The sequence below is a fragment of the Flavobacterium sp. GQ95 genome (genome assembly GCF_059758655.1).
Genome location: NZ_JCAXEB010000009.1, coordinates 19,475 through 32,459, shown reverse-complemented (window position 1 = coordinate 32,459; position 12,985 = coordinate 19,475). Strand labels below are relative to the sequence as shown.

Here is a 12,985-nt window from a genome sequence, read left to right as displayed (position 1 = left end):
TTCATTTTCTTTTTAAGAAAAACATAACTTTTATCATAGAAAATTAGTTTTTTTTTGCAATTATAAAAAGTACCTTTGCATTTTAAATAAAATACTGTTATGCCTGACGAAACAATACGTTCAAATAGTGAAGTAGTACTCATTGGAGCTGGAATTATGAGTGCCACTCTTGGAGTAATTTTGAAAGAATTACAACCTGATATTAAAATTGAAATTTACGAAAGACTTGATGTCGCTGCAGCCGAAAGCTCAGATGCCTGGAATAACGCCGGCACAGGACATTCTGCTTTTTGTGAATTAAATTACACTCCCGAGAAGGCAGACGGAAGTATTGATCCTAAAAAAGCGATAAGTATTGCAGAATCATTCGAGGTTTCTCGTCAATTTTGGTCATATTTAGTACAACAGAATAAAGTACCGTCTCCTGATAATTTTATTAAAAGTGTTCCTCATATGAGTTTTGTCTGGGGAGATAAAAACGTTAAATATCTTAAAAAACGTTTTGAGGCTTTGCAAAGCAATCCAATTTTTTCTCAAATGGAATTCAGTACAGATTTTGAGCAACTAAAAAAATGGATGCCGCTTGTAATGGAAGGCAGAGAAGCCAGCGATAAATTAGCTGCTACTCACATGGAAATTGGTACCGATGTAAATTTCGGTGCTTTAACCAGAAGTATGTTTAATTATCTTGAAAAACTTGATGGTGTATCTTTGTTTTTTAATCACGAAGTAAAGAAATTAAAACAGCGTGAAGACAAATCATGGCGCATTAAAATTACAGATTTAGATACTGGTAAAGTTAGAAAAGCCTATACTAAGTTTGTATTTATTGGAGCTGGTGGAGGCTCATTGCCATTGTTAGAAAAAGCAAATGTGCCTGAAGGAAATGGTTACGGCGGTTTTCCGGTAAGCGGACAGTGGTTAAAATGTACAAATCCGGAAGTTATTGCTAAACATGCGGCAAAAGTATACGGAAAAGCTAGTGTTGGAGCACCTCCAATGTCTGTTCCGCATATCGATACTCGTGTAATTGATGGAGAAAAAGCATTGCTTTTTGGACCATTCGCCGGGTTTTCAACTCGTTTCTTAAAAAATGGATCTTATCTGGATTTGCCATTGTCTATAAAAGCTAATAATTTAATTCCAATGTTGTCAGCGGGATTTCATAATATTCCATTGACTAAATATTTAATTGAGCAAGTTCGTCAATCACCAAAAGACAGAATGGCTGCTTTACGTGAATACTTACCTTCAGCACGATCTAAAGACTGGAAATTAGAAAAGGCCGGGCAACGTGTTCAGGTAATCAAAAAAGATGAAAAAGAAGGTGGAGTTTTAGAATTTGGAACAGAAGTAATTAATACACATGATGGAACTTTAGCAGTTTTATTAGGAGCTTCTCCCGGAGCCTCAACTGCTGTTTCAATTATGATTGATTTAATTGGCAGATGTTTTGCAAATCAGATTAAAACACCGGAATGGGAAGCAAAAATGAAAAATATGATTCCTTCTTACGGTCAGACTTTAAACGATAAACCAGAACTTTTGGCAGAACTTAGAAAACATACTTCTGAAGTTTTGAAATTAAAAAATAATTAAACTTAATTTTCTATTATAAAAGCAACAAATCCAGATGAATTAATCTGGATTTGTTGCTTTTAGCTCTTTTGTTATTTTTAAAATCTTTTCAGCCAGATTACTCATCCATATCAATTGCTCAATAACCATTTGCGCTTCCTGCATTTTAGCCTGACGCGTTTCTTTATCCAGATCTTCATCTGTGGCCAAGCGTGTAAAGTTTTTGCGTTTAAGTTCTTCAAATTGCAGTGTCACATCTTCTTTATCAAAAAAAGTGTCTTTTATAATGGTTTCATTTTTTAAGATAGAAATCGACTGATCTAAATTGGATAAAATGGTTTTTATAATATAATTAAATGATTCTGATGCAGATGTAGTTTGATGCGATTGAATATAAGTTGATAAAGAAGCTAAAGCAGACAATATCGAATGATTTAGAACCACTAATTTGTTGACCAATGGCAATGTTTTTTGTTTCGATTTTGGTTCCTGCATCATGCGCTGAAACGAAGTCATCAAATTGCCAATTTCTACAAAAGCATTTTTTCGGGAGAGCCTGTAAGAAGTTGGAACTTCTCCTTTTTTATTATAATAATCAGCAATTTCTTTTAAGTAATTTCTATTGGCCCTAATTGCGTTTTCAATATGGATTGGTGTATTTATAAATTCCCAGGCCGGCCATAAAAACTGATTGGCTAAAAATGCTAAAATAGCGCCTGCGAGTGAATCTAAAATTCGAAACTGAATTACTTCAACCACATCCGGAGTCAAAATTCCATAAATGAAAACAACATACATTGTTACAAAAGTCGCACTGATTTTGTAATTGATTTGTGTAAATGAGATTCCAAGAAGCATGCAAACAATAGAAAAAATACTCAATGCAACGTGATTTTGAACAACTGATACAATTCCGAAAGCTAATAAACCTCCCAATATAGTTCCGAAAATTCTATTATAAGATCGTTCTTTTGTAAGCCCATAGCCAGGTCGCATAATCACAACAATAGTCAGCAAAATCCAATAAACATTTTGAAACGGAAGAATTTTTCCGATCAAAAAACCAATTAAAATAGTAATCGTTAATCTTAAAGAATGCCTGAAAATCGAAGATGAAAAACTTAAGTTTTCTGTCAAAGTACGCAAAGGATAATACTGAGGTGTCAGGAATTTTTCCAGCTCTTTATCTTTGTCTTTTAGTTTGTAAGACTGCATGGCAAGTGAAAAAGCACGTTGGATAATTTTGATTTTACCAACTTGATTTTTGGCATATTTCAGCATATTGGTCAACATCAAAACACCTTCTGAAGCTTCTTCTTTTCCTAATTTTTTTTCATAGTCAAAAATGGCAAATTCTAGTGCATCCAATTCGTTTTTTAAATCATTTTTATCTACGTAAACAGCAATATGATGAACGTTTTTAGAGAGTTTTTTTAAAGTTGAAGCCAGTTTATAAGCCACGTTTTGGTAGGTACGAAGCACTTCAGGATGTTTGGCAAATTTTTCATGAAGTTTGCTGTGGTCAAATGATGTATACAAAGCAAGTTCCTGAATCTCCACCAAAGTGATGAAAACCAATAACATTTTTCGATTTTGCGCACTAGCGGCAGAAGTGTTTTGGTTGCCAATTAGCATTTTTCTTAAATCTTCATGAATCAAATTTAATTCAACCTGAACAGCTAACTGTTTTTCAATAATGGTTTGTCGATTTGCTTCAGGGTTCCATAAGTCACCCCTCAACTTTAAATATTTTGCAGTTAGTTTTATGCCTTCAGCAATTTGTAACTCAATATATTTATAAGGTTGTATGAAATGAAAAACAAGGGCAACAATCAGGTATAAAATTCCTCCAATAAAAATAAATCCCGAGTATTCAAAAGCTTCCCAACCCGTGTGTAAATGTCCAAATGATAATGAGATGGATAATAATGCAGAAAATGATACCAATGTCGCACGTTGCCCATAAACTGAAATCATAGAACATAAAAACAATAAAAATCCTAGAAAAGGATAAAACAAAAATGGATATGGATAAGCAAGATTAACTAATAAATTGACTCCCGAAACTATTAATGAGGCAACAATTAATCCTTTTACTTTATGACTCAATGAACTTGGAATATCACTCGGATAGGTGTAAAAAGCTCCAAGGGCAATAGTAAAGCCTATTTCAAAATGACCTAAAAAGTTCAAAATCAGCACAGGTACAACAGAAGCAATGGTTACTTTAGAGGCATTTAAAAAAGAAGTACTGTTCGTGAATTTCGAGATGCGATCAAACATATAGTAAGGTTTACTAACAAAGGTAAGAATTGTACGAATTAATTTGGCATAATTATAGCTGAGATTTTAACAGACAGGCAAAAAATACGATTTAATATGTTGTTTAGAATTATTCATTGACTATTTTTTACTATTTTTGCCAGCTGAATTATGGGAATTAAATTCAGGGTTTTCAGTAGATAATACATAAATTAATACAAATGATTTTACCAATTGTAGGATATGGTGATCCTGTTTTAAGAAAAGTGGGCGAGGCAATTACGCCAGAGTACCCAAACTTAAAAGAAATAATAGCAAACATGTATGAAACCATGTACAACGCTTACGGTGTTGGACTTGCTGCACCGCAGGTAGGTATAGCGATTCGTTTGTTTGTTATTGATACGACTCCTTTTAGCGATGATGAAGATTTACCGTCTGATGAGCAGAAAGATTTAAAAGGTTTTAAAAAAACTTTTATCAATGCTAAAATTGTTAAAGAAGAAGGAGAAGAGTGGAGTTTTAACGAAGGATGCTTAAGTATCCCTGATGTTCGTGAAGATGTTTACAGAAAACCAACTGTTACAATTGAATATTGTGAAGAAGATTTTGTAATGAAAACAGAGGTTTTTGATGGTTTGATTGCAAGAGTTATTCAACATGAATATGACCATATTGAAGGTGTTTTGTTTACTGATAAAATATCTTCTTTGAAAAAACGTTTGATTCAAAAGAAATTGAAAAACATTACTGAAGGTAAAACTTTTCAAGAGTACAGAATGAAATTTGCTGCCGCTAAAAAAGGAAGATAATTGTTCTTAGGAAAATTAGAACATAATAAAATATAAAAAGAAATTCTTAATACTAATTTTAATAAACATGAATTTAGATAAAATTTTAGCCATTTCTGGGAAACCGGGTTTATATGTATTGAAAGTGCAAACTCGTACAGGTTTTGTGGCAGAATCATTAACAGACGGAAAAAAAATCACAGTAAACTTAAAAAGTAATGTAAGTTTATTATCAGAGATTTCAATTTATACATATGAAGGCGAAAAACCTTTAACAGAAGTAATGCAACGCATTGCTGTTAAAGAAAACAAAGGTCAGGCTATTTCTCATAAAGAAGATAATGCAAAGTTGACCGCTTATTTTAAAGAAATTTTACCGGAATATGATGAAGAAAGAGTTTATCCTTCAGATATTAAAAAAGTATTAAACTGGTACAATACACTTGAAGCTAAAGGTTTGGTTACTGATTTAGCGCCTGCTCCGGTAGAAACTGCTGAAGAAGATCCGGTAGCTGAAGAAAAACCAAAAAAAGCTCCGGCTGCTAAAAAAGCAAAAGCTAAAAAAGAAGAATAGTAATTTTTACATTCAAATATAGTAGTCCTGTTAAGATGTTTTCTTGACAGGATTTTTTACTTTTACACCATTCGGTTTCAACCAAAAAAACTTCAAAAATGAGCAAAGAACTTCAACTAAAAGCTTTCGAAAGATTATTAATTATCATGGATGAACTTCGTGAGCAATGTCCCTGGGATAAAAAACAAACTTTGCAGACACTTAGACATCTAACGATTGAAGAAACTTACGAATTAGGAGATGCTATCTTGGATAATGATTTAAATGAAGTAAAAAAAGAATTAGGAGATTTGCTTTTACACATTGTGTTTTATGCTAAAATAGGTTCTGAAACCAATGATTTTGATATAGCTGACGTATGTAATGAAATCTGTGATAAACTAATTCATCGTCATCCTCATATTTACAGTGATACTGTTGTTAAAGATGAGGAAGAAGTCAAACAAAATTGGGAGAAATTAAAATTGAAGGAAGGTAAAAAATCAGTGTTAGAAGGTGTTCCAAGAAGTTTGCCTGCATTGGTAAAAGCCAGTAGAATTCAGGATAAAGTAAAAGGCGTTGGTTTTGATTGGGAAGAACCGCATCAGGTTTGGGATAAAGTTCAGGAAGAACTGGAAGAATTACAAGAAGAAGTTAAAGCTGGTGATCAGGATAAAATTGAAGCCGAATTTGGAGACGTTTTGTTCTCCATGATCAATTATGCCCGATTTTTAAATGTAAATCCGGAAGACGCTTTAGAGCGAACCAATAAAAAATTCATTAAGCGTTTTCAGTATTTAGAAAGTAAAGCAGGCGAATTAGGAAAACCATTAATGGATATGACATTAGCAGAAATGGATGTATTCTGGAATGAAGCTAAAAAACTATAGTTAATCAGCTATTTTCTTTAATGCTTTTACATCTTTTAGCAGAATCTTTTTGCCAACCAACTCGACCAATCCTAATTTATTAAAGTCAGATAATAAACGGATACAGCTTTCTGTAGCAGTTCCTATCATTCCGGCTAGTTCTTCTCTGGTTAATTGTACTTTTAATGTCTTGTCTTCATTTACTCCAAAAAAGTCATGTAAGTAAAGTAAAGTTTCGGCCAGTCTTTGTTTTACAGTTTTTTGTACTAAAGCAATTTTGTCATTTTCAGATTCTTTCAAATCTTCACAAACAGATTGCATCAATTTCATAGAAAATTGATTGTTGTTATTAAAAAAGCCAATAATATCAGATTTTGGAATAAAGCAAACTTCCATATCGGCTACCGCTTTTGCAGTTAAATTGGCAGGCTCGTTACTAATCATAGAGCGCTGACCTAGAAGTTCTCCTGATTTAACCAGTTTTACAATCTGGTCTTTTCCGTTAGCACTTAGTTTAGAAAGTTTACCAACACCGTCTTTTATACAAAAAACACCATTCGTTACTTCGCCTTCTTCAAAAATAGCTTCACCTTTTTTTATTTTATAAGTGGTTTTGCTATTGGCTAATTTTATTACTTCTTCTTTATTTAAGGCTTGTAAAGAAGTTAGTTGTCGCACGATGCACTGATCACATTTATTCATTACAAAAATTTTATTCAAAATTAACCATTATTCATCTCTTAAAGCATAATAATTACATAAAAAGACAAGAAATAATATACGACGGTAATTTGCCTTTTTTTATTTCCTAAATTAGAATCATAATTTATTAAAACGTGATAAATATCATATTTATAGTCTTTTGCAATTTATAAACTTTGCAAAAGTTAAAAAAAACAAATTATGAACGAGCAAGGTTGTTTTCATTGTGGCTTGTCCATTTCTAAAAATGAAGAAATCAATTTTGATAACAAAATGTTTTGCTGTAATGGATGTAAAACGGTGTATGAAATTTTCAGTCTTCATGATTTGACTTGTTATTATGATTTTGAAAAATCGCCCGGTGCCACCCCGCAAGATATTCAGGGTAAATATGATTTTTTAGAGAATGAATCTATTCTCTCAAAAGTATTAGAATTTCAAGAAAGAAATACGGCTATTGTTTCTTTAAATATTCCTCATATTCATTGCAGTTCTTGTATTTGGATCCTCGAAAATCTAAACCGCATTCAAAACGGAATTAGTACCTCACAAGTTAATTTTCCTGAAAAGAGAGTCCGAATTACTTATAATTCAGATCTTATCTCACTCAAGTCTATTGTTTATCTTTTAAGTTCCATTGGGTATGAACCTTATATTAGTTTAGAGAACTACGAAACAGGCAAAAATAATGTAGACAGAAGTTTGACTTATAAACTTGGAGTTGCTTTTTTTTGTTTCGGAAATATTATGTTGTTATCGTTTCCGGAGTACTTCGAAATAAAGGAATTTTGGTTGGACAACTATAAACCTTTTTTTAGAATTTTAATATTTTTATTAGCATTGCCAAGCTTTTTGTATTCTGCAAGTGGTTATTACATTTCGGCGTATAAAAGCATCAAATCACGAATGCTGAACATAGATATCCCAATTGCTTTAGGGATTATTGTAATGTTTGTAAGAAGTACTTTTGATATTATCATGAACTATGGGTCTGGTTTTTTTGATAGTTTGACGGGGTTGGTTTTCTTTATGTTACTAGGAAAAATGTTTCAAATTAAAACCTACAGTTTTTTGAGTTTCGAAAGAGATTTTAAATCGTATTTTCCAATTGCTGTTACTAAAATTAACGCTGATGCCTCAGAAGAAAGTTTGCCAATTTATGATGTTATAAAAGGTGATAGATTACTAATTAGAAATCAGGAACTGATTCCGGTTGATGGTATTTTAATTAGTGAAAAAGCGGAAATTGATTATAGTTTCGTTACTGGAGAAGCAATACCAATAACTAAAAAATCAGGAGACAAGGTATTTGCTGGTGGAAAACAAATCGGGAAAGTGATCGAAATGGAAGTAGTACATTCTGTTTCACAGAGTTACCTGACACAGTTGTGGAGCAATGAAATTTTTCAAAAAAATGTTAATCAAAAATACAAAACGATTACAGACAAAATTAGCCGTTATTTTACTCCTATATTATTATTAATTGCTTTTGCAGGATTTGGTTATTGGATTTTTATTGATGCTAATACTGCTTTTAATGTTTTTACTGCGGTACTAATCGTTGCCTGTCCATGTGCTCTTGCACTTACAGCACCATTTACTTTTGGAAACATTTTGAGAATTATGGGCAGGCAGAAAATGTATCTTAAAAATGCATTGGTCATTGAACAATTTGCCAAAGTTGATACCATAGTTTTTGATAAAACCGGGACAATAACAACGAATAAAAAATCGAATATTGTTTATGAAGGGAATACTATATCTGAGGAGGATTATGTACTTATCAAAAATGTATTGCGTGCTTCAAATCATCCTTTAAGCAGAATGTTATATGACTTTCTGCCTGAATCAAGAAGAATTAAAATTATTGATTTTGAAGAGATAACAGGGAAGGGGATTTTAGCTTCAATTGAGAATAAAACAATTCAAATCGGTTCAGGTTCATTTATTGGCAGTTCAGATTTGAATGCTGGAGAAGCGGAAAAAACGGCACTCCACATTAAAATTGATAATGTGTATTATGGACAGTTTAATTTTCAAAATCAATATAGAGATGGCCTCGCAACGTTATTTTTAACACTTAGTAAAAATTACCAGTTAAAAGTACTTTCCGGAGATAATGATGGAGACAGAGCTAATCTTGAAACAATTTTACCAAAGAACACTGAATTTATTTTTAATCAGAAGCCGGAAGAGAAATTGGAGTTCATTAAAAATTTACAGATAAAAGGAAAAAATGTAATGATGGTTGGCGACGGTTTAAATGATGCCGGTGCTTTGGCACAAAGTAATGTTGGAATATCTATTTCTGAAAATGTCAATGTTTTTTCGCCCGCATGTGACGCGATATTGGATGCCTGTGAGTTTTCCCGATTAGATTATTTTTTAAAATTATCTCAAAAATCTATTCTGATTATCAAAATGAGCTTTGTTTTATCGCTGCTTTATAATGTAGTAGGTCTTTCTTTTGCCATTACTGGTAATTTGCTTCCTTTAGTGGCAGCGATTATTATGCCTTTAAGTACAATCACCATTGTGAGTTTTGTAACGTTGATGTCTAACTGTTTCAGCAACAGTAATTTAAAATGAATATAGATAATTGTAAATCTTTTTTTACTAAATTTAACATAACTCTTTCACTATGATAATTATCATATTTTAAATGCCTGTAAGCGAGTAATTTTGTTAACATAAATTTAGGGTATGAGTGTAATTTATATATTAATTTCAGTTAGTATTTTCGTAGCAATCGGCTTCTTCATTGCCTTTATCATCGCTGTCAAATCTGGACAATACGATGATGATTATACGCCTTCAGTCAGAATGCTTTTTGACGATGAAATCAAAATTACTTCTCAGAATAATAATTCACCAACCGAAGAAAAACAAGTATAATTATGGAAATGGAACAGTTTTATTACGACAACAAAATTGTAAAAAAATTCATTTATGCCACTATCCTTTTTGGAGTAGTAGGTATGTTAGTGGGACTGACCCTGGCGGTCATGTACCTTTTTCCCAACATGACTGATGGGATTTCATGGCTGAGTTACGGAAGACTAAGACCGTTACATACAAATGCTGTTATTTTTGCCTTTGTAGGTAATGCCTTTTTTGCAGGTTTGTATTACTCGCTTCAACGATTGCTGAAGGCCAGAATGTTTAGTGACTTTTTAAGTAACCTGCATTTTTGGGGTTGGCAGTTAATTATCGTTGCGGCAGCAATAACATTACCATTAGGTTATACTTCTTCAAAAGAATATGCAGAGTTAGAATGGCCTATTGATATTGCAATTGCATTAATCTGGGTAGTAATGGGGATCAATATGATTGGTACAATGTTGCGAAGAAGAGAAAGGCATTTATATGTTGCAATTTGGTTTTATTTGGCCACTTTCGTAACGGTTGCAGTTTTGCATATTTTCAATAATATTGAATTGCCAGTTTCGGCTTTAAAAAGTTATTCAGTTTATGCAGGTGTTCAGGATGCTTTAGTACAATGGTGGTACGGCCACAATGCTGTTGCATTTTTCCTTACAACTCCGTTTTTAGGGTTGATGTATTATTTTATTCCTAAGGTAGCAAATCGACCTATATATTCTTACAGATTATCTATTATTCACTTTTGGTCTCTGATATTTATTTATATCTGGGCTGGTCCTCACCATTTATTATATTCCGCTTTGCCAAACTGGGCTCAGAATTTAGGAGTTGTATTTTCAATAATGCTTATTGCTCCATCCTGGGGAGGTATGATCAACGGGCTTTTAACTTTAAGAGGTGCCTGGGATAAAGTTCGTGAAGAACCGGTTTTGAAATTCTTTGTTGTGGCAATTACAGGTTACGGAATGGCAACCTTCGAGGGGCCGATGCTTTCTTTAAAAAATGTAAATGCTATTGCACACTATACAGACTGGATTATAGCACATGTACATGTTGGTGCTTTAGCGTGGAATGGATTCATGTCTTTTGGTATTATTTATTGGTTGATTCCCCGAATGACAAAAAGTACTTTATTCTCAAAGAAATTAGCCAATTTCCATTTCTGGATTGGAACTTTAGGAATCATTTTATATGCATTACCAATGTACGTAGCAGGTTTTCAACAAGCTTCTATGTGGAAACAATTTAATCCGGATGGGACTTTAACTTATGGAAACTTCCTTGAAACAGTTACGGCAATTATGCCTTTATACTGGATGAGAGCTATTGGAGGTACCTTATATCTGATTGGGATGCTGACATTGGTTTATAACATTATAATGACGATAAGAGCAGGCGAAACTATTGAAGATGAACTAGCTCAGGCTCCAGCATTACAAAGAATAAGCAGTAATAGGCTTAATGGTGAAAAATTCCATACCTGGTTAGAAAGAAAACCAATTCAGTTAACCATTCTGGCAACAGTCGCTATTTTAATTGGAGGTGTTATTCAAATAGTGCCAACAATTATGGTGAAATCAAACATTCCCACAATTTCAAGCGTAAAACCATATTCACCTTTAGAATTGGAAGGACGTGATTTATACATTAGAGAAGGTTGCGTAGGTTGTCACTCACAATCAGTTCGCCCTTTTAGAAGCGAAGTTGAACGTTATGGACCACAAGCTAAGGCTGGCGAATTTGTATATGATCATCCATTTTTATGGGGATCAAAACGTACTGGTCCGGATTTACTAAGAGTTGGTGGAAAATATAATGATAATTGGCATTTTAATCATTTTTGGAATCCACAAAGTACCTCAGCAGGTTCGATCATGCCGGGTTATAAATGGTTGTTTGATAACGAAGCAATGGATCTGTCATTGACCCAAAAGAAAATGCAGGCCATGGTTTCACTAGGTGTTCCGTATACAGCAGATGAAATTACAAATGCTCAAAAAACATTGAGAACGCAGGCTTTATCAATAGAGAAGAGTTTAGAAAATGATCCTGATTTTGTAAAAAGTTACCAAGACAGTAAGAAAAAGGCAGCTGCAAAAGGTGAGAAGTTTGTTCCAATGAATGAAAGAGAAATTGTTGCTCTGATTGCTTATGTACAGAGACTTGGAACTGATATTAAAGTAAAAGAAACTGCTAAAAAATAAAGCCATGTTTGAACAGATAAAACACAATATGGAGAATATATCGGGTATAGAAATTTACCCGATTCTGTCTCTCTTAATTTTCTTTTCCTTTTTTGTGGGATTAGGCTTTTGGGTATTCTCCTATAAAAAAGATAAAATTCAGGAAATGAGCGAAATCCCTTTAAATGAAGGACTTGGTGTAACTTCAAAAGATAAATAAAATGAAAAAGTTTTTCCCGGCATATGTAAGAGTACCATTGTTTTTTTTCATTGGTTTTGCTTTGATGGAATATTGTATAGATTCTGGAGATAAGCCAGCTTTTATTAAGTATCCAATGGTTTCTGTTTTCCTGTTTGTATTTCTATTTATTCTGATTGCTATCGAAATTACTTTGAATGCAGTTAATCGTGTCATGTATCAATTGATGACTCCTGAAGAAAAAGCAAAATTGGATTATGAAAATAGTTTGAGTTTAAAAGAGAGTACCTGGTTTAAAGATCTGATGCAGAAGCTTACTAAAACACAGCCAATTGAAAAAGAAGGCGATTTGTTACTGCATCATGATTATGACGGAATTAAAGAATTAGATAACAATTTGCCTCCATGGTGGGTGTATTTGTTTTATATCACTATAATTTTTAGTGTTATTTATCTTGCCCGTTTCGAAATTTTTGGAGCCGATAATCAGGAAATGGAGCTTAAAAAAGAAATGGCACAGGCAAAAATTGATGTAGATGAGTATTTAAAAACTGCTCCGGATTTAATGGATGAAAAAACTGTTGTTTTGTTAACAGACAAGGAAAGTTTAGAAGCTGGTAGAGAAATTTTCACAACTAATTGCGCTGCTTGCCATAGAGCAGATGGTGGAGGACAAATTGGCCCAAACTTAACAGATGATCATTGGATTTTAGGTGGAGGAATTAAAAATGTTTTCCATACTATAACAAATGGAGGACGTGATGGTAAAGGAATGGTTTCCTGGAAAACCAATGGTTTGAAGCCAAAAGAGATTCAGAAAGTGGCAAGTTATATTTTGTCTTTGCAGGGAAGCGGACCTAAAGATCCAAAAGAACCTGAAGGAGAAATTTGGATAGATGAAACTGCAGCAAAAAAGGATGCAGGAATTAAATCAAAAGATAGTACAGAAGTTAAAAAATAATAAT

The 12,985-nt window shown here is 33.0% G+C and carries 11 protein-coding genes; 9 read left to right on the top strand and 2 right to left on the bottom strand.

The genetic code is table 11. The annotated features are described in order from the left end of the window. The first annotated feature begins 99 nt into the window (after window positions 1–99). Complete coding sequence (locus AC6CH4_RS17140) at window positions 100–1,599, top strand: malate:quinone oxidoreductase (RefSeq protein WP_498105082.1); 1,500 nt, start codon at window positions 100–102, stop codon at window positions 1,597–1,599. 39 nt (window positions 1,600–1,638) lie between these two features. On the opposite strand, the gene AC6CH4_RS17135 is transcribed toward AC6CH4_RS17140, so the two are convergent. Continuing rightward, entirely contained in the window at window positions 1,639–3,861 is a 2,223-nt protein-coding gene (locus AC6CH4_RS17135) for an FUSC family protein (protein WP_498105080.1), read from the bottom strand. A gap of 200 nt (window positions 3,862–4,061) precedes the next feature. On the opposite strand from AC6CH4_RS17135, the gene def reads away from it, so the two are divergent. The 3 genes from def to mazG all read left to right on the top strand — a co-directional run bounded on the left by def (window position 4,062) and on the right by mazG (window position 6,074). Beyond that, window positions 4,062–4,652 (top strand): peptide deformylase, encoded by a 591-nt coding sequence (def, locus tag AC6CH4_RS17130; protein WP_498105078.1) that lies wholly within the window; start codon window positions 4,062–4,064, stop codon window positions 4,650–4,652. A 67-nt stretch (window positions 4,653–4,719) separates the two neighbouring features. Then, window positions 4,720–5,205 (top strand): DUF5606 family protein, encoded by a 486-nt coding sequence (locus tag AC6CH4_RS17125; protein WP_498105076.1) that lies wholly within the window; start codon window positions 4,720–4,722, stop codon window positions 5,203–5,205. Window positions 5,206–5,303: 98 nt separating this feature from the next. After that, window positions 5,304–6,074, top strand: coding sequence for a nucleoside triphosphate pyrophosphohydrolase (mazG, locus tag AC6CH4_RS17120; protein WP_498105074.1), 771 nt, complete (start codon window positions 5,304–5,306; stop codon window positions 6,072–6,074). On the opposite strand, the gene AC6CH4_RS17115 is transcribed toward mazG, so the two are convergent. Then, window positions 6,075–6,755 carry a Crp/Fnr family transcriptional regulator gene (locus AC6CH4_RS17115; protein ID WP_498105072.1) on the bottom strand — a complete coding sequence of 227 codons (681 nt, stop codon included), beginning with the start codon at window positions 6,753–6,755 and terminating at the stop codon, window positions 6,075–6,077. Between the two features lie 201 nt (window positions 6,756–6,956). Here AC6CH4_RS17115 and AC6CH4_RS17110 point away from each other — a divergent pair, with 201 nt between their 5' ends. From AC6CH4_RS17110 to AC6CH4_RS17090, 5 genes are all read left to right on the top strand, one after another. Further along, window positions 6,957–9,344, top strand: coding sequence for a heavy metal translocating P-type ATPase (locus AC6CH4_RS17110; protein ID WP_498105070.1), 2,388 nt, complete (start codon window positions 6,957–6,959; stop codon window positions 9,342–9,344). A gap of 114 nt (window positions 9,345–9,458) precedes the next feature. Beyond that, window positions 9,459–9,650, top strand: coding sequence for a cbb3-type cytochrome oxidase assembly protein CcoS (gene ccoS, locus AC6CH4_RS17105; protein WP_498105068.1), 192 nt, complete (start codon window positions 9,459–9,461; stop codon window positions 9,648–9,650). Window positions 9,651–9,652: 2 nt separating this feature from the next. Beyond that, window positions 9,653–11,842: a cytochrome-c oxidase, cbb3-type subunit I gene (gene ccoN / locus AC6CH4_RS17100; protein ID WP_498105066.1), complete on the top strand. Its 2,190-nt coding sequence runs from the start codon at window positions 9,653–9,655 to the stop codon at window positions 11,840–11,842. 4 nt (window positions 11,843–11,846) lie between these two features. Further along, a complete protein-coding gene (locus tag AC6CH4_RS17095; RefSeq protein ID WP_498105064.1) occupies window positions 11,847–12,041 on the top strand; it encodes a CcoQ/FixQ family Cbb3-type cytochrome c oxidase assembly chaperone in 195 nt (64 codons plus the stop codon). 1 nt (window position 12,042) lies between these two features. Continuing rightward, window positions 12,043–12,981 (top strand): cbb3-type cytochrome c oxidase N-terminal domain-containing protein, encoded by a 939-nt coding sequence (locus AC6CH4_RS17090; protein WP_498105062.1) that lies wholly within the window; start codon window positions 12,043–12,045, stop codon window positions 12,979–12,981. Window positions 12,982–12,985 lie beyond the last annotated feature (4 nt).